We start from the raw sequence: 26,671 nt of genomic DNA on the forward strand, positions 1-26,671 counted from the left end.
GTAACGCGTTATCATCCTCAAAACAGGCGGCGTCAAGCAGACGGCCGTCACCCTCGGGAGGATGCCGTGAACACGCTGCGCGAAGGACTGCCGCTGGCCGGACTGGGTGTGATCGAGACGTCGGACGACATCGGCGCGCGGTATTGTGGTCGGCTGTTCGCCACGCTCGGCGGTCGCGTCGTGCGGATCGAACCGGATGGCGCGCCGCCACGCAGCGCTTTCGACCTGTGGCTGGACGAGGGCAAGATCGGCGCGACGTCCATCGCGGATGCGGAACAGGCGATCACGGCGGGTGGCGCGGATCCGATGTTCGCGATCGCGGGCCAGGACCGCCACGCAGTTGCCCGCGCCGACGCAGCCCTTCGCGCCGCCGGTTCCGATGTGCTCCGCCTCAACCTCACCTGGTTCGCAGGCAAGGGTCCTTACGCCGATTGGGCGGGCGACGATGCGCTGATCCTGTCCCTGTGCGGGGCTGCGTACGGGTTTGGCGCCGCCGACGGTCCGCCTATCCTGGCCCAGGGCCGGGCTCCCCAGATCCTCGGCGGCGCGACGCTCTTCCTGGCGGGCCTTGCCGCGCTCTGGGGCCGCAAGACTGGCCGCGAGTCCCGGCGGGTCGACGTCGATATCCTGGAGTCGGCGCTCTGCTTCACCGAACACGGCCCGCCGGCGCTCGAGGTCAGCGGCGGGAAGTCGGCGCGCAACGGCCTGAACCGGTATGGCGCGGGCTACCCTACCGTCGCCTACCGATCCTCGGACGGCTGGATCGGCGTCACCGCCCATACGCCACAGCAATGGCGCGCGCTGTGCGGCCTGGTGGAGCGGCCCGACCTGCCCGCCGATCCCCGCTTCGCCAGCGGTCCGGACCGGGTGCTCAACGCCCTGGCGCTGGATGCCGAGCTTGAGCCGGTGTTCGCCGGCGCATCGACGGAACACTGGCTGACGGAGGGTCAGCGCCTGCGCATCCCGATGGCGCCCGTCCAGGATCCGGAAGCCCTGATCGCCAACCCGCACTGGCGCCTGCGCCAGAGCTTCGCCGAACTGGCCGGCGCACCCGGCGTCTGGGCGCCGCGCCTGCCGATGCGCTCGACGTTCGACGGCCACGCCGAACCGCCCCGGCCCGGCCGCGGCCCCGGCCCCCTCGCCGGCCTGCGGCTCATCGATTTCTCCATGGGGTGGGCCGGCCCGCTGGCCACCCGCCATCTCGCCGACCTCGGGGTGGACGTGATCAAGGTCGAGACCGAGGATCACTTCGACTGGGCCCGCGGCTGGACCGCGGTTCCGGGCTCCAACCCGCCGGCCCACGAAATCGCGTCGGCCTTCAACTTGATGAACCGCAACAAGCGGGCCGTGGCGCTGAACCTCTCCGATCCCGCCGACGCCGCCCAGGCCAAGGCGCTGGTGTCGGGCGCCGACATGGTGATCGAGAACTTCGGCCCGGGGGTGATGGACAAGCTGGGCCTGTCCCGGGAGACGCTGCGGTCCCTGCGTCCCGGGCTGATCTTCGTCTCAATGGCGGCCTTCGGCGCCTATGGCCCGTGGAGCGGCTTCCGCGCCTATGGGTCGACGGTCGAGCACGCCAGCGGAATGCCGTTCTTCAACGGCGAGGCGGACTGGCCGCCCAGCCTGCAGCACCTCGCCTACGGAGATCCCGTGGCCGGCGTTTACGCGGCGGCCGCCGTGCTCGCCGCGCTCATGGGACGTGAGCGGCTGGGCGGCGGCGACATCGACCTCTCGCAGGTCGAGTGCCTGTTCCAGCTGGGCGCCGAGGCGCTGGTGATGATGCAGGCGACGGGCCCGCGTCCCCGGACCGGCAGCCGCAGCCTGGACATGGCCCCGCGCTGCGTGGCCGCCGCGGCCGGCGAAGACAGCTGGTTGACGATCGCCTGCCCCGACGAGCCGTCGTGGCGGGCCCTGACCCAGGTGCTGGGCCGCGCCGACTGGCTGGCGGACTGCGAGCTGGCCACGGTCGCGGGCCGCAATCGCCGCGCCCACGAGATCGAGGACGTCATCCGCCGGTGGGCCTCGCGCCGTGATCCACGCGCCGCCGCCCAGACCCTGCAGGCGGCCGGCGTTCCCGCCGCGCCGGTGCTGGCGGCGCACGATCTGGCGGACGACCCGCACCTGAAGGCCAATGGAACCTGGGGGTGGCTGACGCGGGCGCATGTCGGTCGGCACATGATGTTGGCGCCGCCCTATCGCATCGACGGCGTGCGGCCCTCGCTGCGGACGGCTGCGCCGCTGCTCGGCGAGCACACGGCGAAGATCCTGGGCGTCCCCGCCGCAGCGGGGACGCGGGTCGCTCAGGCGTAGGGATCGGTGCCGGTGGCGATGAACGGCGCGACGCGCGAGCCATCGACGTTCTGGCTGTCGATGTAGGGGTACAGCGGCCTGCCGACCACGCGGTCCAGTTCCGGGAACTTCTGCCGAAGCTGCGGCGACACTGTACGGTCGTAGAGCACCTGCGGCCGCATGTAGCTGCGCATGTAGTTCTGCACGAGCGTGATGCGCAGGCCGTCCTTGTTGCGCGGCAGCGAGGCATGCCAGGTCGCCCCGTTCCATATCGCCAGCGAGCCGGCCTTGGCGATCAGCGGGATGGTCGGAATCGCCGTCATCGCCAGGTCTGCCTCGTGCGGCAGCGTCGCGCGGCCGAACTTATGGGTGCCGGGCGCGAAGACGGTCGGGCCGTCGTCCACGCTGGCGTAGTCCGTGCAGATCCACGACGCGTTGCACATGTGGGCGATGCTGCCCCCGCCGGGCGGGATGCCATGTGAGTCGCTGTGCAGGGCGTGAGTCCGCCCTTCCCGCCCCTTGATGATCCAGGTCTGGCCGGCCAGCACCGCGCTCTCCCCGCAGAGCCAGCGGACCAACGCCAGCATCGCCGGATTTGTCGCGGCCTCGACGAAGACCTCGTCCTCCTCCAGCACGTCCCACTTGTTGGGATCGACCGCCTCCTTGGGCGGCGAGGCGGTCAGGCGGTCGCCGATCGGGATGCCGTTGCGCTTCTCGCAGGTGGTGATCATCGCGTCGCGCAGGCGCTCGATGAACCCCTCGGCCGTCCGCAGCTTCTCCGGCGGCACCACGGTCAGGCCATAGGCCTCCAGCTCCACGACATTCTCGAAGAGATCGTAGCGGGCGATCTCCTTCATGATGGCGTCGGCATGAGGCGACGCGCCCTGGTCGGAAATTCTCATGGGACATCTCTTCGCTAAGAAAACGGGCCGCGACCGACTTCGGCCACGGCCCCGAGTTAGGGAGGATCAGTTGGCCCCGAAGCGGTAGGTCAGCTCCACGCCGAAGGTCCGCGGCTCGGCGTACAGCTTCTGGGCGACGCCCAGGCTCTGCAGCGCGAGAGCGCCGGCATAGGCGTAGGTCTTGTCCGTCAGGTTCTTCACATAGAAGCCCGCATCCAGTTCTTCCCGGCCCATCACGCCCTTCCAGTCGATCCGCGCGTTGGCCACCACGAAGCCCGGCTCGGACACGACGTTCTTGAGGGAGCTTTCGGCAATGATCACCGATGGGTTGTTGGAATAGACCTCGATGTAACGCTGGGCCTGGTCGCTCAGCCACGAACGTGTCTGCGCCGAGACCGTGAGCGAGCCCCTGACCTCGCCGAGTTCCTCGGCGACCGGCAGGTCATACTGCACGGTAAGGCTCAGCTTGGACTTCGGCGTGTTCGCGAAGGGGTTGTTCGACAGGTCGATGTTGGTTCCGGCCGGCGCCGCGCCCAGCGGGTCCGCCCCCGTCCAGGTCGTGTAGGCCGCGTCGGTGTAGCTGTAGGTCCCGATCAGGCTCCAGCGATCGAAGACCAGGAAGCCTTCGGCCTCGAAGCCCTTGATCGTCGCCGCCGCCACGTTGGCGGTGAAGGCGATGTTCTGGCCCGCCGGCGTGATGGCGTTCACGCCCCGCTGGATGTTCTTGTAGTCGTCCTTGAACGCCGCGACGTTCAGCCGGCCGCGCGCGTCGCCCAGGTAGAAGTCCCACTTGGCGCCCGCTTCAGTGTCGATCACCGATTCTGACGAGTACTCGCTCACGAAGCCCGGAACCGCCGAGGCGCCCTGGATCGTGTTCAGGCCGCCTGGCTTGTAGCCGCGCCGGCGGGTCACATAGACCAGCAGGTCCTTGTTGACCGCCCAGTCCAGCGCGAACGTGTAGCCGGGGCCGCTGCCCTTGGTGACCGACCGACTGATGGCGCCCGGCGTGATCAGGCCCGACGGGTAGTTCACAACCGCCGCGGCGTTGATGGCGGTGACCTCGGTATTGGTCTTGCGGTAGCCCGCCGTGAACTTCAGCCCATCCAGGCCGACCCGGTCCAGGTCCGCCGTGAACTGCCCGAAGTACGCGGTTTCGCGGCTGTGGCCCGCCAGGGCCATAGGCGTCGCGGAGATCGGCCCCAGGTTCGGCGTGCCGACGCCGCCAAACGTCCGGTTCAGGTTGCTGCTGCCGCGCAGCCCCTCGGACACCGGCTGGTTCTGATAGTAGTAGCCGGCGATCCAGATCAGTGCGTCGTCGTAGACCGAACCGTTGACCTGGAACTCGTTGGTGAAGGTCTTGTTGAACTTGCCCGTGTCGCCAACCACCTGGCCGTTGATCCACTGCGACTGGGCAGAGGTCCCGTAGGCCGAGGCGTTGAGGTCGAACGGCGTCGCCGAGAAGTTCCCGGAGACCCGGTTCCGCGCCTGCTGGAAGCTGAAGATGTTCTTCACCCCCAGGCTCATCGGCCCGACGTCGGGCAGCTTGATCTCCGTCGTGTTGAAGATGTCGTGGCGGTTGATGTTCTCGACGTTGCCGTAGGCCGTGCCCGTCGTCATCCGGCGAAGGTTCTTGCCGCCCTGGGCGCTGGCGTTGACCTCGGTCACCAGCGCGCTGCGGATGTCGGCCAGGATCTGGACGCGCTGGGCCTGGCAACTGGCCACATCCGTCGCGAAGCCGAAGCCCACCGCCTGGCCACACACGGTCGCGAACGCCGCGGCGTTGCGATTGAGGTTCGCAAGGCCCAGGTTCGCGCCGATCGTCACGCGCGCCGCCGTCGTCGCGTCGAAGTCGTAGTAATTGTAGAAGATCGTGTTCTTGAACCAGTCCGCCGGCTCGAACAGCAGGCTGGCGCGAACCGACCGGCTGTCGTCGCCGTCCATGTGCTGGCCGGTGACCAGATTCTTCACATAGCCTCGGCGATGGGTGCGGTTGACGGCCACCCGCAGCGCCAGTTGATCCTCGATGATGGGCACGTTGACGACGGCGTTCAGGTCGCTGCGCGACAGGTTGCCGAAGCGGCCGTTCACTAGGCCGTGGAAGGTGTCGGCCGTCGGCGCGTTCGGGCCGACCAGCACGGCGCCGCCGGCCGTCGCCCGGCCGAACAGCGTCCCTTGCGGGCCCTTCAGCACCTGGATCGAGCCGATGTCGAAGAAGGGCATCGACGGGCCGGTCGGGCCGAACGGCGCTTCGGCGAAGTACGAGGTCACAGACCCGCCGCCGAACAGCCCCTGCCCGACGCCGCGGATGGAATAGTTCGCGGCGCTGCGGCTGAAGACCGAGTTGGCGCCGCCGATCGACAGGGACGGGATGACCGTCTGCAGGTCGCTGGGATTGGTGATCTGGCGGTCCTGCAGGGCTTGGCCGCTGACGGCGGACACCGCGGCGGGCACGTCCTGAAGGTTTTCCTCACGGCGCCGGGCGGTGACGATCACCTCCTCCAGCGCCGTCCCTGCCGAACGCTCGGCAGCCGCGGGGGCGGTCTGGGCAAGCGCGGGCGCGGCCGCGAGGCTTGCGAGCAATGCGCTCACGCCGGACCCGCAATGCAGCACGAATTTCCTGGACAGCATTCTGTAGCGTCTCCCCCTGGGGCGTTCCCGCTTGCCGCCGCCGGGCGCCTGTCGGCGTCGGCGGTGGATTGCGTGGTAACGTGTTTTATTTTTCGAAGGTAACGCGTTATTCTCGAGCCTGCAAGACGATCCAGGCCGCTTTCCAGCCGAGATCACGAAGGAGCGCCCATGCCGGCAGTCAAGGCCGAAAGTCACGACCGGACCCCCGACGTCAGCCTGATCGCGACCCTGCTGGATCAAGCCCGTCACACGCCGGATAAGACCTACGTCACCAGCATCGACGGCCGCAGCCTCAGCTATGCCGAGACCGTGGCTGGGGCTCGCCTGTGGGCCGCCGCCTATCGCCGCGCCGGCGTGCAGCCGGGCGAGCACGTGGTGACCATGCAGCACAATACACTGGAATCCCTGCTCGGCTGGCTGGGCCTGGCATGGCTCGGCGCGGTGGAGGCCCCGATCAACAGCGACTATCGTGGGCCGCTGCTGGCCCACGCGCTCAACCTGACCCGGGCGCCGACGATGCTGGTCCTGGACCGGTTCGCAGATCGCGTCGCCGAGGTCTCTGGGGACCTGCAGCATCTGCGCACCCTGATCGTGCTGGATGGAGACCGGCCCGCGGGCGGCGCCTATCAAACCCTCTCGGGCGCGGCGTTCCTGGAGAACCTGGACCCGGCCACCGACCTTCGCGCGCCGGCGCCGTGGGACATCATGGCGGTCCTGTTCACCTCAGGAACGACCGGACCGTCCAAGGCCGTGCGGATCCCCTGGGCCCAGATGCACGCCATGGTCACCGGCAGCTTCAAGCTGGAGGACTTTGGCCATGACGAGGTGATCTACAACGCCGGCCCGACCTATCACGTCGGCGCGAAGGTGTTCCCCTACATGGCGGGACTGGTGGGTGGCCGGCACCTGATGCGGCCCTTCATCAGCCGCTCGGCCGTGGCCGAGGAGTATTTGAGGTTCGGCGTCACGGTCGGCGGCGTCGTCGCCGACTGGCTGGACCAGCCTCCCCAGGCGGACGACGCGACTCGCCCGCTTCGGTTCCTGCTCACGCCCTACCGCGATCCGGCGGCGGAGCCCTTCGTCGCCCGGTTCGGCGGCCGGCGCTTCGGCGTGTTCAACATGACCGAGGTTAGTTGCCCCATCCAGTTCCGGGACTGGGACGCGGTCGTCTACGACGCCGCCGGCCGGATGAGCTGCGGCGTCGTGCGCGACGGCTACGAGGCGCGGGTCGTGGATGCGAACGACCAGCCGGTGCCGGACGGCGAGGTCGGCGAGTTGATCATCCGCGCCGACCGCCCCTGGGTGCTGAACGCCGGCTATCTCAACAACCCCGAGGCCACGGCCGAGGCGTGGCGCAACGGCTGGTTCCATACCGGCGACGCGTTCGTCCGTGACACGGCGGGCAATTTCTTCTTCCTCGACCGGCTGAAGGATTCCATCCGACGCCACGGCGAGAACATCTCCAGCTTCGAGGTCGAGGCCTATGTGAACGCTCATCCGGCCGTCGCCCTGTCGGCTGCGGTCGCGGTGAAGGCCTCGGCGCACGCCGGCGCCAGCGAGGAGATCAAGATCGTCGTGGAACGCCTGCCCGGCGAGGCCCTGGACGCGGAGACCCTGATCCGGTGGCTGATCCCTCAGATGCCGCGCTTCATGGTCCCGCGCTATGTCGAGTTCATCGACGCCCTGCCGCTCACGCCGACGCAGAAGGTGCGCAAGAAGGTCTTGCGTGACGACGGCGTCGGCCCCCGCACCTGGGACCGCGAGGCCGCCGGCATCGAGGTCCCGCGCTAGGCCGCCTCACCAGGTATCGATGTACGGACGCTTCTTGCCCTTGCGCTTGGGCATCGGCGTGCTCTCCAGCCCGGCCACGATCCACTTGCGGGTGTCCGCCGGGTCGATGACGTCGTCGAAGTCGAAGCCCATGGCGACGTTGAGGGCCTTGCCGCTCTGGTAGGCCTCGGCGACCATCCGCTGATAGACGGCCTCCCGCTCGACGGGATCCTCGATCGCCTCCAGCTCCTTGCGGTAGCCAAGCTTCACCGAACCCTCCAGGTTCATCCCCCCGAACTCGCCGGTCGGCCAGGCCACGGTGAAGAAGGATGCGTGGGAACACCCACCCGCCATCGCCAGGATGCCCAGGCCATAGCCCTTGCGCAGCACGATGGTGAAGACCGGCACCGTCAGGTTCGGCCCCGTCACGAACATCCGGCAGCAATGGCGGATCAGGCCGGTTTTCTCCGCCTCCGGCCCGACCATGTTGCCGGGGGTGTCGGCCAGCACGACGATCGGGATGTCGAACGCGTCGCAAAGCTGCATGAACCGCGCGGCCTTGTCGGCCGCGTCGGAATCGACCGCCCCGCCCAGATGCCCGGGATTGTTGGCGATGATGCCGACCGGCCGGCCTTCGATCCGCGCCAGGGCCGTGACCATGCCCAGGCCGAACGCCCTGCGCAGTTCCAGCACCGACCCCTCGTCCGCCAGGGTCTCGATCACTTCTCTCACGTCGTAGACCCGCACCCGGTTCTCCGGGATCAGGTGGCGCAGCCGCCGTTGATCGGGGCTGGTCCAGCCGGGAAGGGCGCCCTGGAAGTAGGACAGGTACTGCTTGGCCGCCGCGACCGCTGCCGCCTCGTCCTTCACCACGATGTCGACGACGCCGCCAGGCGCCTGTGTCGAGAGCGGGCCAACCTCGTCCGGCGTGTAGATTCCCAAGCCGCCGCCTTCGATGACGGCGGGCCCACCCACGCCGATGGTCGAGCCCTCCGTTGCGATGATCACGTCGCAGCAGCCCAGCAGCACCGCGGCGCCCGCGAAGCACCGGCCGTTGGTGATCCCGATCTGCGGAACCAGGGCGCTCAGCCGCCCCTGCAGCATGAAGGCGCGGACGTTGAAGATGCCGCCGCCGGAGACCCGGTCGGTGTCGCCGGGTCGTCCGCCGCCGCTCTCGGCGAAATAGATCACCGGCAGTTGCCACTTCTCAGCCAGCTCGAAGAGCCGGTCGGTCTTCTCGTGGTTCTTCAGGCCCTGGGTGCCCGCCAGCACCATGTAGTCGTAGGACATCACCACGCAGCGCGAGGCCTCGGCGCCGAACGCCTCGCCGTTCACTCGGCCGAGGCCGGTCACCATCCCATCGGCGGGCGTCGTACGGATCAACTCCTCCACCGGCTGGCGCAGGCGCCGCCCGGCGATCACTAGTCCACCGTACTCCACGAAGGACCCGGCATCGCAGAGGTCGTCTATATTCTCCCGGGCGGTCCGGTAGCCGAACCGCCGCCGCTTCGCCACAGCCTCCGGGCGCGCGGCGTCCAGCAGCAGATCGTGACGGTCCAGCACCTCGCGCAGGTCGGGCCGGACATGGTCCAGGTCGATGTCGTCCTCGTCGCCGACGGTCGTCTCGCCCAGGTCGGCCGCCTCGATGAAGGCCAGCGCCTGGCCCTCGGCCACGGTCTCGCCCGCCGCCACCGCATATTGCCGGACGAACCCGTCCACACCCGCCGACACCAGATGTTCCATCTTCATGGCCTCCAGCACCGCGACCGGCTCGTTGGCCCGGACCGGGTCGCCGATCTTCACCGCCAGGCCAACCACTGTGCCTTGCAGCGGCGCGCCGATGGTGGTCGTTCCCGCCGGCCCGACGACCTCCCCTTTGGCCTTCCCGCCGGGCGCGGATCCGGCGGCCTCGACCCCGGCCGCCGGCGTCAGGTCCAGCGCCGCCCTGTGGAGCTCGCCACCCCGTTCCTCGACGCGGGTCGTGTTCCAGGCGCCGGCCTCCAGCGCCCCGTCGGCGAGCACCGCGCGGAGGAACGGGATGTTGGTGGGCGCGCCCTCGATGCGGAATTCGGCCAGCGCGCGATCCGCAGCGCGCAGCAGGCCGCTCACGCCGCCCCGCTCGACATGGACGATCACCTTGGCCAGCAGGGAGTCGAAGCGGACACTGGTGTCGTAGCCCGCGTAGCCGAAGCCATCGACGCGGACCCCCGCTCCGGACGGCGGCTCGTAGGCGGACAGATGTCCGCTGGCCGGCCGCGCTGCCCCATCCTCGCCCATGCGCTCCAGATTGACCCGCGCCTGAAGGGCGACCCCGCGCGCCGGCGGCGGCCCCTCGGCCAGTCTCAGGTCGGAGAGCGTCCGGCCGCCGGCGACCTCCAGCTGAAGCTCGACCAGATCCAGGCCGGTGATCGCCTCGGTCACGGTATGCTCCACCTGGAGCCGGGCATTCGCCTCGATGAAGGCGTAGGCGCCCGCGCCGTCGGCGTCGACCAGGAACTCGATTGTGCCGACGCCGCGATAGGCGACGGCCCGGCCCAGCTCGACCGCCGCCGTGAGCAAGCCTTCGCGCACCTCCGAATCCAGCCACAGCGCCGGGGCGAACTCGACGACCTTCTGCCGCTGGCGCTGGACGCTGCAGTCGCGGTCCCACAGATGGACCACCTCGCCCGTACCATCTCCCAGGATCTGCACCTCGATATGGCGCGCGCGCGGCAGGAGGCGCTCGACGTAGAGGTCGCCCGAGCCAAACGCCGCCGCAGCCTCGGACGCACAGCGCGCGTAGGCGCCGCCCAGGTCTTCGATCCGGGTCACCGGCCGCATCCCACGTCCCCCGCCGCCGGCGATGGCCTTGACCATGACCGCCCCACCCGGCCCCAGGTCACGGAAGAAGGCCTCTGCGTCGGCCAGGCTGGTCGCCCCGTTCAACCCCTCCAGGGTCGGTACGCCGCAGCGTTGGGCGATTGACCGCGCCATGGCCTTGTCGCCGAACGCAGTCAGCGTCTCGGGCGTCGGTCCGACGAATGTCAGACCGGCTGCGGCGCACTGCGCGGCAAACGCCCCGGACTCGCTGAGGAATCCGTAGCCCGGATGCACCGCGTCGGCGCCGGACTTCAAGGCCGCCGCCACGATCGCCGCGCCGTCCAGGTAGGCGGCGGGCCCCACGCCGGCGAGCGCGACGGCCGCGTCGCAGCGGCGCACGTGCAGGCTCGCCGCGTCGTCCTCGGAATGCACCGCGACCGTGGGCAGCCCCAGGAGCGCGGCCGTGCGCGCGATGCGGACGGCGATCTCACCGCGGTTGGCGATCAGCAGCTTCTGCATGGATATCTCGGCTCGATACGGGAAGGAGTAATGTCAGCGCGCGCCGCGCGCCGTGACTTCGCGCCGACGCAGGTCCGCCTGGATCTCCGCATGCCGCTCCCGGCTGAGGGGATAAGCCCACATGATGCTCATGGAGATGCAGGTGAAGATCAGCATCGCCGGCCCGAACAGGACCGCGAGCTGAACCGTGGCGTCCCGCGGGATGGCGTCCACCGGCACGCCGCGCGGAAAATGGATCAGGTCCAGCGCGACGCCGGCGATGGCCCCGCCGGCGCCCAGCGAGGCCTTGCGGGTGAAGGCGCTGGCTCCGAACAGAAACCCTTCCGACCGGCCGCCGAACCGATGGTGATAGGCGTCCGCGACATCGGCCAGCATCGCCCCGGCCACCACCGTCGCCGGCCCGCCCGCCACGCCGGTCAGGAAGGTGCTGACGGCCAGCAACCAGGTGAGCAGGGGCTTGTTGTCCAGCGGCATGACCCCGGCCAGCGCCAGCAGGATGACCACCGCCGTGATGCTCACGGAGATCACCACGCTGGTGACGTAGACCGGCTTCTTGTCGAAGCGATGCGCCAGCCCGCGCGCCAGGAAGAAGCCCGCCATGAAGCCCACGACATTGGCCAGCAACACGAACTGCACGCCCGATGGCGGCAGTCGCCAAAAGTAGGTGTTCACGTGGATGCTCAGGGCCGCCTGGACTCCGCCCAGCACGTACGAGATCAGGATCGCCGCGAAGTAGATCGAGAACGCCTTCAGCCGGAAGGCGGTGAGCAGGTTGCGGATTAGCCCCCCGCTGCCGGCCGACAGGCTGCCGTCCACATTACCTGTGGCATATACCTGCTGCGCCCGGCGCTGTGTGCCCAGGGCCGAGGTGAAGATCACCACCACGACGATGGCCCCGCAGGCCAGGGCCAGGGGCTGGTAGGCGGCCGGGTTGAGCTGCCCGTCCGGGAAGCCCGTCGTGGACCGGAAGAACAGGCTGAACGCCAGCGCGAGCACCAGCAGCCGCCCGACATAGGCGAACAGGGCGCGGAACCCGCTGACCGAAACCCGCTCCCGGAAGTCCGTGCTGAGCTCGGCGCCAAGGGCCATGTGCGGCACGAAATAGAAGGACTGCATCAGCCGGCCCAGGGCCGTGAACCCCAACAGCCAGGCGAACAGGATCCAGTCTCCCGCGCCGGCCGGCGGGCTGAACAGCAGGTAGAGGCACACCGCCAGCGGGATGGGAGCCAGGTACAGGAACGGGTGCCGCCGCCCCAGGCGCGAGCGGAGATTGTCCGAAACATTGCCGATAATGGGGTCCGATAGTCCATCGAACAGCAGCGCGATCAGCAGCGCCAGCCCCGTCATCGAGCCCGATAGCCCTACGACCTGAACGTAATAGAAGAAGAGGAACGTCTCCAGCGCGGCGCTCTTCACTCCCTCCGCCGTCTCGCCGAGCCCGTAGCTGAGCTTGGTGACGAACGGCAGCCGATCGACCTCGCCGGCTCGCCCCGCAGCTTCCCCCGATGTGTCGCTAGCCATGTCGCTCCCGGCGCCCGGTGAACCGGAGCTCATTGGTAATTTGTTACCAACAACACGATGGCCGGGCTTTTGGTCAAGTCTCAAGTTGAAGGACCGCGACGGCCACATGTTGGATTGCGGAACGACGGCGGCGAGATCCGGGGGCAAACGTGCGCGCCGATGAAACTCGACCGCCGTTTGGGCTACGTGCGGATGCGCCTCTCGCCCGCACTCGCGGACCGCGCTTCAGCCGGGACATCCGAGATGGCGGACGCTGAAAGCGCTGATCGGGCGAGGTGGTTTCGCCGAAAGCGCGGCGACACTCTCAGTTCATTTTGAGATGAGTAGGACTGCCGTGCCCCAGTCGGGAGACATTCGGGTCCAGGCCGACAGCTGCGCTTCGCGGCCCGCTCGCGCCGATGTCCGAAAAACAAATGGATCCCGTTGCGGACGTACAGCCGGTCAGGGAGCCAACCACAGCGATGAATGAGCCGGCGTCACCCAACTCACGCCGCGCGGGCAAAGGCCGGGACGAGCAGCCGGCCGGCCAGTTCGATGCTCTTCAGCACCGCGGCGTGCGGGATGGATCCGAACTGCATCATGCACATCATGCGGTCCGCGCCGATCGCCTGGTAGCCCTTGAGCTTCTCGGCGCAGTGCGGGGCGTCGCCGATCACGACACAGTCCAGCGGCTCAAGGATGTCGTGCGCCTCCTTGAACGTGATCTCTTCGCCCTGGGCCATGCGCTTGAGCAGCACCAGCACCGGTGGATCGTCGTCGTGGATCACCGTCTCATCGGGATCGAGCCGCGCCAGCGCCGCCGTGTCGCGCGCTGAGTTCGGATGGAGGCCCGCCTTGATCATGTCGTACCAGACCCGTCGCGGCACCTTGAACACGCGCGGCGCGGCGTTGACGTACCACAGCGCCGACCAGGCGGCGCCGTTGGCTATGGCTTCCTCGCGCGTCTCGGCCACGTGGACGAAGGTGAAGCAGCCCTTCTGCCGGTTGATGAACCGGCCGGCCGGCGCCTTACAGGCCGAGAGGCCCCGGTCGTGCTCGCGCAGCATCTCGCCCAGGAACTTCACCGGGCTGAGCAGCGTGGTGCCCAGAGCGCCGACCCCCATCTCGCCAGCCATGTAGAAGCTCTCGGGCGAGCCGCAGGTCTGCCAGAGCGGCGGATGCGGCCTCTGCAACGGCTTCGGCACGATCTCGCGCGGGGGCACCTTGTAGTCCGGGCCGTCCCACGAGAACTCAGGCTCGGTCCAGATGCGCGGGATGATGTGCATGGCGTCGCGCACCTGGTCGCGCGCCTTCTCGGGATCGACGCCGAAGGTCTCCCATTCCTTGCCGCCCGACTTGGCGAGCCCCATCTCGAAGCGGCCGCCCGACAGCACGTCCAGCGTGGCGCCGCGCTCCGCCACCCGCAGCGGCGAGTTGATGGCGAACGGCGCCAGTACGCCGGCATGGCCCACCCGCAGACGCTTGGTGGTCATGGCGATGGCGGTCAGAACCAGTTCGGGCGCGGCGGAGTAGCTGAACTCCGGGGCGCCGTGGTGCTCCACCTGCCACCACGCGGTGAACCCGGCGTCGTCGGCCGCGCGGGCCTGGTCCAGGATTTCGCGGAAGAGGCTGGCCTCATCCTCGCCGTGCCAGGGGAAGGCCCGCTGGATCTCGCAGAAGATATCGAACTTCACGCCTCGCGCCTTTCAATGCATCAATTTTATAACACTTGTTATGTAATGGTCCGCGCGGATCGAAGTCAATCGTGACCGGGCCGAAGGACGGCCGTTTCCGGCCCTTCTTACATAACGTTTGATATGCCAATCACGTCGCGGCCTCCGCCAGGCCCTGGATGCGGTAAGCGCGCGCCGCGACGTCGTGGAACATCAGCCGCTTCTCCTCGTCGCTGAACCCCGCGGCCATCTTCTTGTGGGCGTTCCAGAGCACGCCGTAGCTGCAGGCGCGCTTGTCCATCGGGAAGTTGCTCTCGAACATGCAGCGCGCCGGGCCGAACAGCTCGATGGCGGCGGCGTAGTAGGGCTCGTTGGCCGCCGCGAGCTCATCGGAGGTCGGTGGCAGGGATCGGCCATGCCAGGCAAAGCCGTTGAAGTGCATGTTTAGGCCGCCCAGCTTCAGCATCACGTTGGGCTGCTGGGCCACTGTCGCAAGGCCCGCTTGCCAGGCCGCGAACACCTCCACCCGCCGGTCCGCATACCAGCCCATGCCGAGTGGCGTGCCGATATGGTCGAGGACGAGGGTTAGACCGGGCAGCGCGGCGGCCAGCTTCGCGACCTGATCGAGCTGGTGGTGGAACACCCAGATGTCGAGCGACAACCCGCGCCGCTCCAGCTCGCGCGCGCCGGCGCGGAAGGCGGCGCTTTCCATCATGTCGGGCGGCGCGCTGGGCCAGGGGTCGAGCGCGCCGTGGGGATCGGCGCAGACGATGGGACGGATCCCGCGATAGCGCTCCGGCGCGCGCGCGATGTGGAGGTCCAGCACCTCGCCGACCCGCTCCCCCAGCATGAGGTCGGCCGAGCCGAAGATCGCCGCGCAGGCCCGCACCGACCCGAAGGCGCCGCTGGCCGCCTGCGCGCCCACCCCATTGGCGAACTCCACCTCCCCGATCGAGCGCAGCTCGGCCGGGCCGTCCGGCCGGTACATCGCCCCGCACTCGGCGAAGACGCTGGCGACGATATTGTGGCCGCCGCGGGCGGGATCGGCGTCGGCCAGGAAGTCGTCCAGGAGATAGGTGTCGTGGGGCAGCCGCCAGAGGTGGTGGTGGGCGTCGATGATCGGCAGCCCGGGCTCCAGCGGAGCCTCGCGCACCTGGGCCAGCCAGTCGCCACGCACGGGCCATTCCATGGACATGGGAGCAACGAAGCCGGGCGCGGCCCGCCCGGCCCTCCTAGAAGTTAACGCCCAGCCGCACGCCATAGGTCCGGGGCGGGTAGTAGACGAAGTTGTCGGGCTGGATCGCCTGCTGGCCCAGCGAGATCGACTGCAGGCCGTCGTTCGAGATGATGTCGTCGTCCTCGATGTTGGCGACGAACGCCTCGATCCGATACCGCCGATCCACGCTCTCCCACGTCACCCGCGCATTGGTCGTATGGTAGGATTTCTGGCGCGAGGTGATGTAATTGTCGGCCAGGAAGTCCACGCGGCCCGAGAAGTAGGCGTCGATCCGCGGCGTAATCGCGCCGAACGCGGTCTCGAACCGGTACTCCGCGCCCAGGTTGACCGTGTAGGGCGGCGTCTGGTTCAGGTTGTTGCCCTTGAAATTGCACAGCCGGGTGACCGGATCGCAACCGGGGCCCGGCCCGCCGAAGCGCGCGGCCGTGGTGATGTAGCGACCGTACTCCGCGTCCGTCAGAGTCGCAGTGGCATTGAGGCGGAGGTTGTCGACGGGCACGGCCGACAGCTCCACCTCCAGCCCGTTCACGTCCGTCTTGCCGTCGACGTTGTTGATGCCCGATTGGGTTGCGCTCTGGATGAACACCTGAAGGTTCTTGATCTCCTGGTGATAGGCCGCGACATTCAGCTGGACCCGGTCGTCGAAGAACCTCGATTTCAGGCCCACGTCGAACGACGTGAGGGTCTCGGGATCGTAGATGTTGCCCAAGCCCGTAATGTTGCCGCCAGCCAGGTAGCCGCGCGCCACGGAAGCGAAGACCATGGTCTTCTCGTTGACTTGGTAGCTCAGGCCCAGCTTGCCGGTGACCCGGTTCCACGTCTCGCTGAACGGGCCGGCCGTGACGCCACAGCTGCCGCCGCAAGCGATCGGGAGCTGGTAGTCCAGCGCGTTGAAGCCGGTCTTCTTGTCACGCGTGTAGCGCAGGCCGACGGTGAGGATCAGCGGCAGCTCGGCGCTAGTATTGCCAAAATCGTAGTCGAACTGGCCGAACGCGGCCAAAGCCTTGGTCTTACTGGTCCCAGAGCTCAGGAAGTTGAAGCGGTTGAACGGCGCGGTCGGGCCCGAGTCGTTGTAGCCGGTGTCGCTATAGGCGAAGTCCTGGAAGTTCTTTCCGTAAAAGTAGATGCCACCGACCAGCCAGGTCAGGGGTCCCTCGCCGTTCGAGGTGAAACGGACCTCCTGCGAGAACTGCTTGGCGTCCAGCCGCCAGGCCGAGCCGAAGGAGAGCGGCAGGTCCGAACCGTCGCCATCGCTGATCTGGTCCACATGGCTTTTGCCGTAGGCGGTGACCGAGGTGAAGTTGGCGAACGGCATCTCGTATTCCAACGTGCCCGAATACAGCTGGGTGTCATTGCTCCCGACGTCCGGATAGTCGTGGCAAACCCGGCGGGGATTGAACTTCGCCGCCGTGCTGAAGTCGCATGGCGAGCCGATCGGGACGCCCAGCGGCGGGGTGGTGTAGCGGGCTGGCGTCTGCCACCACGCGGTCGCGGTGGCCGCCACGCCCTCGCTCCAGGTGCGGTGCGCCGCCAGCAGCAGGCGCGCTTGCGGGTTGAAGTCGATCGCGAGCTGGGCGCGGATCATCTGGTAGTCCAGCCGGTCGAGCTGCTTGGTCGCCGTGGGCTTGGCCGAGAGGTTCTTGGTGTAGGGATCGTGCTCGGCCGACACCGCGGTCAGGCGCGCGGCGATCTGCATGTCGCCGTCCGTGACCAGTGGCACATTGACGAAGCCCCGGAAGGTGCGCGCGTCGTAGTTGCCCAGTATGGCGTCGACGCCGGCGCCGAACTCGCCCGTCGGCTTGTTGGTGATGATGTTGATCGAGCCGCCCACCGAGTTGCGACCATAGAGCGTGCCCTGCGGTCCGCGCAGAACCTCGACCCGGGCGATGTCGTAGAATTCTGGGTCGATGGACGTGGTGCGCTGCACGTAGACGCCGTCGATATTGTAGGCCACCGGCGAGTCGCCGCCGGGCGTGGTGTTCTGGCTGCCCAGACCCCGCATGGTGATGACGTTCTCGCCGCCGGTGACGCCGGCGCCGAACCGCAGCGACGGCACGCGCGCGCCCAGCTCCTTGAAGCCGATCACACCCTGCTTTGCCAGATCCTCGCCGCCCACCGCGGTGATCGGGATCGGGACGCGCTGGACGTTCTCCTCCCGGAACTGGGCGGTGACCACGACCTCGCTGACCGCGCTTTCGACCGGCTCTGCGGCCTGCGCCGCGCTTACCGACAGCGCCGCCGCGGCGACGCCCCCCAGAAGGCGCGCCTGGCGCCCGAACATCCTGGCCATCTGCCGAACCCTCCTCGATCTGTCGTTGTCGCTTCGGCCCCGGCGCGCGAGGCCGCCCGTGTCAGTGGGACTTGTCGCCGCCCAGCGCCTCGTTGGCGCGCGAATGGCGCACGCCGGGCTGGAGCTCGATCATCTCGATGATGTTGCCGTTGGGGTCGTAGCAGCAGGCCGTGCCCACGATGCCCAGAGCGGCGTCCGGCGTATGGGGCGGCTGGGTGAAGACGACGCCCGCCTTGGTCAGGGCCTGGTAGGCGCCGTGCACATTCTGCGTCCGGAAGGCGATGATCCGCGGCACCGTCTGCTTGCGCGCGCCTGGATCGGGAAAGGTCGCCCTGGGCTCGACCCATTCGATCAGGTCCATCATCGGCCCGTCGGGATCTGTCGGCAGCACCATCAGCACGCCGCGGCCCTGCGCCTTGCCTAGGCCGAAGATGCCGGCCACGAACTCGGGCCATACGACGTTGCGCCGGTCGTTCAGGATCTCGAAACCCAGCAGCCGATAGAACGCCACCGACTCGTCGAGGTCCCGGCAATTGATGACGGTGTGATAGAGGCGCGACAGCGCCCACGCCGACTCGGACACGTCCACATCCTCCCCTGCACGGCCCCGGCGGCGCGCCGACTGCGCGACCGTTCAAAGCTCATCTTATGGGATAAACATAACGCCCGTTGTGCGTGGTTCGTAAAGCGGAATTATAACGACCGTTCTGGAAACAAGTCATGGCGCGCCAAGCAGGAGGGCACGCAACGCATTGCCGTGAGGGCCACATGGGCGACCCCAGCTATGACGTAACAGGCGTTACGAATGACGGTCAGCTCGCTGCGCGTGACGGTTTGCGGCCGCTATCGAGAACGGCGCCCAGTCGGGCGTCCAACAGCGAGTCGACGAACTGCCGCTGAGCGACGCTCGTGAACTTGCCGGCGCCCAGCAGCACCTGCACGCCCAAGCCGTCGATCAGCGCGACGATCTCACGGGCCACGTGCGCGACGTCGAGATCGCGCGGCGCCTCGCCCTGCTCCTGGGCGCGCCGGATCACCGTCGACACCCGGTTCATGTACTCGAAGTAGCGCTCGCGCATCACGCGCTGGACCTGGGGGCTGTGCGCGCCCCGCTCCCAGAACGCCAGCCAGCACCGCCACTGCGCCTTCATCGCCGTCGAGGTTGGGAGGATGGTGTGCAGCAGGTCGCGCAGCGCTTCGCGGGCGGACATGCCCGTCGCCGCCTCGTCCATCATCGGCCGGACCAGCTCGGCGCCGTGCTCGGAGACCGCGATCAGCACCTCGTCCTTGGACTGGAAGTAGTGGGTCAGGGCGCCGGTGGTGAAGCCGGCCTCCTTCGCCACGTTGCGCATGGTCAGGCCTTCCAGCCCCTCGCGCGAGATGACGGCCAGCGCGGCGGCGGCGAACTGCCGCCTCCTCTGCTCGTGGTCGGCCTGACGGGCCATACGCATCGCTCCTCGCCTTACGAGGCAGGCGCGTTACCACACGCTTGGCGATTGGAACACGCTCGTTATGTTTTCACGCCGCGTGGACGCCGCCGTCGATCACCAGCTCGGCGCCGGTGACGAAGCGCGCGGCGTCCGTGCACAGGTAGAGCACACCCTCGGCAATGTCTTCCGGTGCGCCCGGAAAACCCATCGGCGTGGCGGCGACCGACGCCTTGCGCGCGCCGTCCATCAGTTCCTCCGCCGAGTTCGACCTGGGACCGAGGCGGCCGTCGTTCTGCATCTTGACCCAGATGGCGGTCTCGATGGCGCCGGGGTGAACCGAGTTCACCCGCACGCCGTTGCGCGCCGCCGCGCACTCAAGCGCGACGGCCTTGCTGAAGAGCCGCACGCCGCCCTTGGTGGCGCAATAGGCCGACAGTCCCGGCACGCCGGTCAGCCCCGCCACCGACGAGACATTGACAATCGAGGCGCCGCCGGCCCGCGCCAGCAGCGGCATGGCGGCCCGCGTGCCGAAGAAGACGCCATCCAGGTTCACCGACTGCTGCCGACGCCAAATCTCGTTCGTCGTCTCCAGAAGGGGCGCGCTAATGCAGAGGCCGGCGTTGTTGACCAGGGCATGCAGCGCCCCGGCGTCCCGCTCGACCTGGGCCATCACCGCGACCCAGTCGGCCTCGGAGGTGACGTCCAAGGGAACCTTCTCAAGGGGCCCAGCGGCTTCGGCCAGCGCACAAGTCTCGGCCAGGCCATCCAGGTCCACGTCAGCGGCGAAGACCCGCGCCCCTTCACGCGCCAACGTCAGTGCGCAGGCGCGTCCGATCCCGCCAGCCGCTCCGGTGACCAGCGCCACCTTTCCCGCCATCCGCCCCATCGCGCTCCCCTCGTAACGATCGTTATCTTTACATAGGCCCTGGCTTGTCGATAGCGTCACCATAACAAATGTTATGCAATCGGGAGCGAGAGCCATGGGGGCAGAGCTGCAGTACGACGTCCTCGTCATCGGAGCCGGCTTCGGCGGCCTCTACGCCGTCCACCGCTTCGCGGAGCGAGGCCTGAACGTCCTGGGCCTTGAGCAAGCCGACGACGTAGGCGGCGTCTGGTACTGGAACCGCTATCCCGGCGCCCGCTGCGACTGCGAGAGCTACTACTACAGCTACTCCTTCGACGCGGCGCTGCAGCAGGACTGGTCGTGGAGCCTGCGCTACTCCGAACAACCCGAAATCCTGCGCTACCTCGGTCACGTGGCCGACCGCTTCGACCTGCGTCGGCGCTATCGGTTCTCGTCCAGGGTGACCGCCGCCCATTTCGACGCGGCGCTAGGCGGTTGGCGCGTCCGTACGGCCGACGGCTTCGAGGCCACCACGCGGGTCCTGGTCACCGCCATGGGTTGCCTGTCGCAGGTCAACTGGCCCGACATCCCGGGCCTCCGCGACTTCCAGGGACGCCTGCTGCACACCGCCCAGTGGCCGCACGAGCCGGTCGACTTATCCGGCCGCCGCGTCGGCGTGATCGGCACCGGCGCCTCTGCGGTGCAGGCCATCCCCCGCATCGCGGATCAGGCGGCGCATCTCACCGTCTTCCAGCGCACCGCCAACTGGGTGCTGCCCGCGTGGAACCACGCGACCGATCCCGGATTCGAGGCCTGGGTGAAGGTCAACTACGACGACATCCGCGCCCGCTGCCTGGCTTCCGGCGGCGCCGTGCCATTCGATACGCCGGACCGTTCGGCCCTGGCTGTCAGCGACGAGGAGCGGCAGGCGGTCTACCAGCGGTTCTGGGACCAGGGCGGCATGCGGTTCTTCACCGCCTTCACCGACCTCTTCACCGACGAGAGTGCGAATGCGACCGCCCAGGCCTTCGTGCGCGAGCACATCCTGCGGACGGTCCGCGACCCCGACACCGCGCGACGCCTGATCCCCAACGACCATCCGATCGGTGTGAAGCGTCCGCCCCTCGACGACGATTACTACGAGACGTTCAATCGTCCGAATGTGGCCCTGGCCGATGTGCGCAGCGCGCCCATCCTCCGGATCTCCGGTCGGACCTTGCGTACTGCCGAGGCGGAGTACGAACTGGACGACCTCGTGGTCGCCACCGGCTTCGACGCCATCACCGGGGCGCTGCTGGCCATGGACGCGCGCGGGCGCGACGGCGTGCGGTTGGCCGACCGCTGGTCCGAAGGGCCGAAAACCTACCTGGGCCTGGGCGTCGCGGGCTTCCCCAACCTCTTCACCGTCACGGGCCCGCTGAGTCCCTCGGTGCTCGCCAACATGCCGACGGCGGTGGAGCAACACGTGGACTGGATCGCCGACTGCCTGGTCCACATGCGCGAGCGCGGCATCGCCACGGTGGAGGCCACCGAGAGCGCCGAGGCGGCCTGGTCAGCCGAGTCGGACGCCGTCGTGGCCCACACGCTCTATCCCAAGGCCAACTCCTGGTATTTCGGCGCCAACATTCCCGGGAAGCCCCGCAGCTTCGGCGTCTACGTCGGTGGGTTCGCCACCTATCGCAAGCGCTGCCTGGAGGTCGCCGCGCGCGGCTACGAGGGCTTCCGCCTCGACGCGGTCCCGAACCGATGACCGAGCTGGGCGAACGGCCCATCGACGTGGTCCGCGCTATGCTCACGTCGCTGCTCGGCGGGCCCGACGCCTCCATCGCCCATCGGCGGGCGCAGGCCGCGCTCTTCGCCGCCAGCCAGCCACCGCCGCCGCCGGGGCTGCGGATAGCCCCAACCGTCCTGGGCGGCGTGCCGGCCGAGACGATCGAGGTCGAGGAGGACGCCAAACCCCACCTGTTCCTGCACCTGCACGGGGGCGGCTACGTCATGGGCGACCCGGGCGGCAGTCGGGGTTTCACCACCGCGCTCGCCCTGGCCACCCGGGCCCGCGTGGTCAGCCTCGACTACCGGCTCGCGCCCGACCACCCGTTCCCTGCGGCCGTCGACGACGCGCTGGCGGCCTACGCCGACGTGCTGGCGCAGGGCGCCCCCTCCGGGCGCGTCGCCATCGGTGGCGAGTCCGCCGGCGGCGGACTGACGGTCGCCCTGTTGCTGGCGATCCGCGACGCTGGGCTGCCCCTGCCGGCCTGCGCCGTCGTCATGAGCCCCTGGGTCGACCTGACGTGCGCCGGCGACTCCTACGACACCCGCGCCGCCCGCGACCCCCTGCTCACGCGGGACGTCCTCCTTGAGATGGCCGACCAGTACCTTGGCGGCCGCGATCCCCGTTCCCCATTCGCGTCTCCTGCGGGCGCCGATCTGTCGGGTCTGCCGCCGCTGCTGATCCAGGTCGGCGCTGACGAAGTTCTGTTGGACGACGCCATCGCGCTGGGCAAAGGCGCACAAGCCGCGGGCGTCCGCACCCAGCTGGAAATCTGGCCCGACATGATCCACGTCTGGCAGATGTTCGCTGGGACCCTTCCGCAAGCCGATGAGGCCATCCAGCGCATCGTTGAGTTCCTCGCTCGGTCCTGGCGGGCTGAAGCTCCCTAGGCGGCCCCCGGAGCTTCCAACGAGAGGGCCGTAGGGCGCCGGTTGCGGAACTTGGCGCAGGTAGGGAAGGCGGACGCGGATAAAGACGGCGACCACCGCCGCATGGGTTCGGCGTCGGACCCTCGAAAGTCTCGCGACCTTCCGCAATCCAGCTGATGTCGAATCACGGTCTCGCCTGAAGCAAAGCAAGTGAAAACGTGCGTAAGCTTCTGACAGTCCGTCGTATGCGGTAGGGGCCCTGGCAGATGGGCTCGCGTCGCGCGGGACGGTTCGCGCCCACGCCCGCAAGCCAGAACCGGATCAGGAGGGCAGAGATGAGCGGAGCGCCCCTCGGGGACATGGCGGCGCGGCCATCGGATGTGACACTGCAGGGGGGTGTCCGCGATGGCGCCGAGGATGTTGTCGGCCGACATACGCCGCGGGTCGAGCAGATCCTCTCGGCGGCGACCCGCCTGTTCAACCGCCACACCTTCGCCGGCATGACGATGGAGGCGATCGCCGCGGCGCTCGAGATCACACCGAGCACCCTTCACTATCACTTCCCCGACAAGGACACGCTGGTCTTCCGCTGCCACCAGCGCGGCCTGGCCATGTACGCGCGTGAACTCGAGCATGCGGCCGTCTACGATGTGGACGCCCTCGAGAAGGTGCGGCGCTTCATCCGCCACCGGCTCGCCCCGTCGCGACCACGGATGATCGGCTTCTCAGACCTGGGCTCGCTCTCCCCTGCGTATCGTCGGATGGTGATGGCCGCACGGCAGCGCAACGTCGACACGCTCGCAGGTCTCATCAAGGCCGGCGTCGACGCCGGCGAGATCGCCACGTCAGACCCCTACCTCTGCAGCGTGGGCGTGTTCTCGGTGCTGGACTGGATGCCCTACTGGTACTCCGAGCGGGACTACTATTCCCGCCAGGGCGCGGCCGACATGCTCGACGACCTCCTGACGTACGGCATGCTGCGCCGTGACGCCGAGGTCCCGACATGGCCTTCCCCCCCCGACCTCAGCATGCTGTTCCCGGATACGTCCGCGGGGCGACGCGAGCTCAAGCGCGATCAATTGCTTCAAGTCGCCACCGAGAGCTTCAACACCCGCGGCGTCGCGGGCACCTCGATGGAGTTGCTGGCGGGGGACGCCGGCGTGTCCCGCAACGCCTTCTACTACCACGCCAAGGACAAGGCCGCGCTGCTCTACCTCTGCCTCGAGCGGGCGTTCGCCCACGAGACCTCGGTGGCGGAGGCGGTGATCGACGCCCACCTACGTCCGCCGATCACAGCCGCGACAGCGGCGATAACCGAGGTCCAGCTGCACCGGGCCTTCCACCTCCTGCACGCCAGCCCCTACGGACCCAAGTGCACGTTCCACAACGTCAACTATCTCTCGCCCGACGCCCGTGAGGCGGTGATGGCGCTGAACCGCGCGATCGAGTCGAAGAACCGCGGACGCTACGCCGACTGCATGGACGCGGGCGCCTATCGCAAGCTCGACAGCTTCTTCATGCAGCAGGTGGGTGCGGGGCTGCGCAATCACCTTCCGCTGTGGGGCAGCCTCACCGCCGGCCGCGATCCAATCACCATCGCCGACAATCACGCCGAGCTCATGCTCCTGGGCCTGAAGCCCCGCTGATACGCAAAACTGGACGCGGCCTCCGAAGCGACGCGGCCGGCGACCGTCCCATCCCGGCCGCCACCGCCGAGCGCGACCGCCTTGTGCGCCTGCCAGGAGGGTTCCGGCCCGATTCTGGTCGCCGTGACGAATAGCGCCCGCTGCCACCGGATCTCTAGCCTGCTCCGCAACGAGAACACTTGGGGAGGAGAGAGCGTGGAGCGATCGCGTAACAGGATCTTGCTCGTGGGCGTGGCGGCCGTGGCCCTGCAAGGGAGCGCCGCCTGGGCGCAGGACGGCGCCGAGATCGACGAGGTCGTCGTCACAGCCCAGAAGCGGGCGCAAGCGGTGGATGATGTCGGCCTGTCGGTCCAGGCGATCAGCGCCGAACAGGCGGCCAATCGGGGCATCAAGGATGTTTCCGACCTGGCGCGCCTCGTGCCGGGCTTCACCGCCACCCCGTCGCCCTATGCGACGCCGGTCTATACCCTGCGGGGCGTGGGCCTCTACGACTCGGGTCTCGCCTCTGCGCCGTCGGTGACCGTCTACGTCGACGAGGCCCCACTGCCCTTTCCGATCATGACCAAGGCGGCGAGCCTCGACATCGAGCGCGTGGAGGTGCTGAAGGGGCCGCAAGGGACGCTGTTCGGCCAGAGCTCGACCGGTGGCGCGGTGAACTACATCGCCGCCAAGCCCACGCCCGACTTCCGCGCCGGCGGACAGCTGGAGCTGAACCACTTCGGCCAGGTGGACGCCAGCGGGTTCGCCAGCGGACCGCTGTCGGAGACGCTGGGCGCGCGGCTGGCCGTCCGCGTCGTCCAGGGCGGCGCCTGGCAGAAGAGCACCTCGCGCGACGACGAACTCGGCGACGCCGACCTCTACGAGGGCCGGCTGTTGGTCGAATGGCGGCCCGCGGAGGGCACCCGCGTACGGCTCAACGTGAACGGGTTCATCGACCGCTCGGACCCGCTGGCCCCATCGCTGCTGCAGGTCCAGCCGCTGAACCCGGCGCTGCTCGCGCCCGGATTCGCGGACAGCTACACCGCGCGCGAGCCGAACGACGCCGACTGGCCCGCCGGCCAGCCGCGCATCGACAACAGCTTCTGGCAGGCTGCCATCCGGGCCGAGCAGGACCTGGGGGACGCGGCGACCCTGACGGTGCTGGTCTCCAAGGCGCGGGCGGAACTCGACCAGGACCTGCCGTTCTCCGGCACTCCCTTGCCGTACCAGAACCTGAAGGACGTGGGCTATGTCGAGAGCTTCAGCGGCGAGGCGCGGCTGAGCGGCGAGACCGGGGACCTCAATTGGCTGGTCGGCGTCAGCTACGAGGACTTCGAGGCCGACGACCGGATCCGGTACGACCAGCGCCTCGTCTCCAACCGCCAGCCGCTGCCCTTCGTGCCGCCGTACAAGGACGCGGTGACCCGGCTCACCTCCGACGGCGACGGCTGGGCGGCCTTCGGCAACCTCGACTATCGGATTTCGCCGAGCCTCGGCCTGCGGGCCGGCCTGCGTTACTCCTCGTCCAAAAGCTCCGGGCGCGGCTGCACCTTCGACGACCAGGCCAGCAACGAGCTCGGCCAGTTGATTGAGGTGCTGCAGACGCTGATCGACGGGACCGCCCAAGCCGTCCCGCCGGGCGGCTGCCTCAGCCTGGACGCCGCCGGCACGCCTTCCGCCGCCAACCTCAAGCTGGACGACGACAATCTGTCATGGCGCTTCGGCGTCGACTGGAACGTCTCGCCGGACATCCTTGCCTTCGCGAACTACAGCCGGGGGTACAAGGCCGGGATCTTCCCCAACGTCGCTGGCACCCGCGTCGCGCAGTACGACCCGGCGCAGGCCGAGCGGCTCGACGCCTACGAGGTGGGCGTGAAGGCCTCGCTTCTGGAGCGCCGGCTCCAGTTGAACGTCGCGGGCTTCTATTACGACTACAAGGACAAGCAGTTCCGCGGGACCGTGCTCGATCCCCTGTTCGGCAAGCTGGAGCGCGAACTGAATATCCCGCGTTCGGAGGTGCTTGGGCTCGAGGCCGAGGTGACGGCGCGCCCCATGCGGGGCCTCACGCTCACCGGCGGCTTCGTCGTCCTCGACACCAAGGTGACCCGCGACTTCGAGACCTTCACCTCGGATGGGGTGCTGCTCAACGCCCGTGGCTCGCGGCTGCCGTTCACGCCGAACTGGCAGCTCACCGGAGATGCGGCCTACGAATGGCCGCTCCGTGACGGCCTGAACGGTTTCGTCGGCGCCGGCTGGACCTACCACAGCGGCGACAACGCCAGCCTGCGCACCGCCACCGTCCGCGCCGATGAATTCGCGATCAAGGAATACGCCCTTGTCGACCTCCGCGCCGGCGTCGAAGCCGACGACGGGCGCTGGCGGCTGAGCGCCTTCGTGCGCAACGCCGGGAACGCGTACCACTGGAACACCGTGTTCCGGGTGATCGACGGCTACTTCCGCTACAACGGCCAGCCGCGCACGTTCGGCCTGGCCCTCACCCTCCAAACTCCCTAGCGGCCAGGAGA

Annotated in this window: 16 protein-coding genes; 6 read left to right on the forward strand and 10 right to left on the reverse strand. The window is 68.6% G+C overall.

All coding sequences use genetic code 11. The annotated features are described in order from the left end of the window. Positions 1-66: 66 nt before the first annotated feature. Positions 67-2,310 (forward strand): CaiB/BaiF CoA-transferase family protein, encoded by a 2,244-nt coding sequence (locus EPO51_RS07560; protein WP_293348182.1) that lies wholly within the window; start codon positions 67-69, stop codon positions 2,308-2,310. Here the strand turns inward: EPO51_RS07560 and EPO51_RS07565 are convergent. Next, positions 2,301-3,191 (reverse strand): phytanoyl-CoA dioxygenase family protein, encoded by an 891-nt coding sequence (locus tag EPO51_RS07565; RefSeq protein WP_293348185.1) that lies wholly within the window; start codon positions 3,189-3,191, stop codon positions 2,301-2,303. The genes EPO51_RS07560 and EPO51_RS07565 overlap by 10 nt on opposite strands. Positions 3,192-3,257: 66 nt before the next feature. After that, the gene (locus EPO51_RS07570; RefSeq protein ID WP_293348188.1) at positions 3,258-5,819 is read right to left on the reverse strand and encodes a TonB-dependent receptor; all 2,562 of its coding nucleotides are present in this window, start codon (positions 5,817-5,819) and stop codon (positions 3,258-3,260) included. Positions 5,820-5,987: 168 nt separating this feature from the next. Here EPO51_RS07570 and EPO51_RS07575 point away from each other — a divergent pair, with 168 nt between their 5' ends. Further along, positions 5,988-7,610, forward strand: coding sequence for an AMP-binding protein (locus EPO51_RS07575; protein ID WP_293348191.1), 1,623 nt, complete (start codon positions 5,988-5,990; stop codon positions 7,608-7,610). Positions 7,611-7,616: 6 nt separating this feature from the next. Here EPO51_RS07575 and EPO51_RS07580 read toward each other — a convergent pair whose 3' ends face one another. The 8 genes from EPO51_RS07580 to EPO51_RS07615 form a co-directional block, all read right to left on the reverse strand. Further along, positions 7,617-10,907, reverse strand: a complete 3,291-nt coding sequence (locus EPO51_RS07580) for an acetyl-CoA carboxylase family protein (protein WP_293348194.1) — start codon at positions 10,905-10,907, stop codon at positions 7,617-7,619. Positions 10,908-10,940: 33 nt separating this feature from the next. Next, positions 10,941-12,428 carry an MFS transporter gene (locus tag EPO51_RS07585; protein ID WP_293348197.1) on the reverse strand — a complete coding sequence of 496 codons (1,488 nt, stop codon included), beginning with the start codon at positions 12,426-12,428 and terminating at the stop codon, positions 10,941-10,943. Positions 12,429-12,913: 485 nt separating this feature from the next. Beyond that, positions 12,914-14,101, reverse strand: coding sequence for an LLM class flavin-dependent oxidoreductase (locus tag EPO51_RS07590; RefSeq protein ID WP_293348200.1), 1,188 nt, complete (start codon positions 14,099-14,101; stop codon positions 12,914-12,916). 130 nt (positions 14,102-14,231) lie between these two features. Beyond that, the gene (locus EPO51_RS07595) at positions 14,232-15,257 is read right to left on the reverse strand and encodes an amidohydrolase family protein (RefSeq protein WP_293348203.1); all 1,026 of its coding nucleotides are present in this window, start codon (positions 15,255-15,257) and stop codon (positions 14,232-14,234) included. 55 nt (positions 15,258-15,312) lie between these two features. Next, the gene (locus tag EPO51_RS07600; RefSeq protein WP_293348205.1) at positions 15,313-17,607 is read right to left on the reverse strand and encodes a TonB-dependent receptor; all 2,295 of its coding nucleotides are present in this window, start codon (positions 17,605-17,607) and stop codon (positions 15,313-15,315) included. 61 nt (positions 17,608-17,668) lie between these two features. Continuing rightward, positions 17,669-18,190, reverse strand: coding sequence for a VOC family protein (locus EPO51_RS07605; protein WP_293348208.1), 522 nt, complete (start codon positions 18,188-18,190; stop codon positions 17,669-17,671). A 229-nt stretch (positions 18,191-18,419) separates the two neighbouring features. Then, a complete protein-coding gene (locus EPO51_RS07610; RefSeq protein ID WP_293348211.1) occupies positions 18,420-19,058 on the reverse strand; it encodes a TetR/AcrR family transcriptional regulator in 639 nt (212 codons plus the stop codon). A gap of 67 nt (positions 19,059-19,125) precedes the next feature. Beyond that, positions 19,126-19,923 (reverse strand): SDR family NAD(P)-dependent oxidoreductase, encoded by a 798-nt coding sequence (locus EPO51_RS07615; RefSeq protein ID WP_293348214.1) that lies wholly within the window; start codon positions 19,921-19,923, stop codon positions 19,126-19,128. A gap of 94 nt (positions 19,924-20,017) precedes the next feature. On the opposite strand from EPO51_RS07615, the gene EPO51_RS07620 reads away from it, so the two are divergent. From EPO51_RS07620 to EPO51_RS07635, 4 genes are all read left to right on the forward strand, one after another. Further along, positions 20,018-21,631 carry a flavin-containing monooxygenase gene (locus EPO51_RS07620; RefSeq protein ID WP_293348217.1) on the forward strand — a complete coding sequence of 538 codons (1,614 nt, stop codon included), beginning with the start codon at positions 20,018-20,020 and terminating at the stop codon, positions 21,629-21,631. Then, complete coding sequence (locus tag EPO51_RS07625) at positions 21,628-22,542, forward strand: alpha/beta hydrolase (RefSeq protein ID WP_293348220.1); 915 nt, start codon at positions 21,628-21,630, stop codon at positions 22,540-22,542. Before EPO51_RS07620 ends, EPO51_RS07625 begins: the two co-directional genes overlap by 4 nt. A 314-nt stretch (positions 22,543-22,856) precedes the next feature. After that, positions 22,857-24,167, forward strand: a complete 1,311-nt coding sequence (locus tag EPO51_RS07630; RefSeq protein ID WP_293348223.1) for a TetR/AcrR family transcriptional regulator — start codon at positions 22,857-22,859, stop codon at positions 24,165-24,167. A gap of 195 nt (positions 24,168-24,362) precedes the next feature. Further along, positions 24,363-26,660 (forward strand): TonB-dependent receptor, encoded by a 2,298-nt coding sequence (locus tag EPO51_RS07635; protein WP_293348226.1) that lies wholly within the window; start codon positions 24,363-24,365, stop codon positions 26,658-26,660. The last annotated feature ends 11 nt before the right edge of the window (positions 26,661-26,671 follow it).

This window comes from Phenylobacterium sp. (assembly GCF_004297125.1).
Taxonomy (GTDB): Bacteria; Pseudomonadota; Alphaproteobacteria; order Caulobacterales; family Caulobacteraceae; genus Phenylobacterium.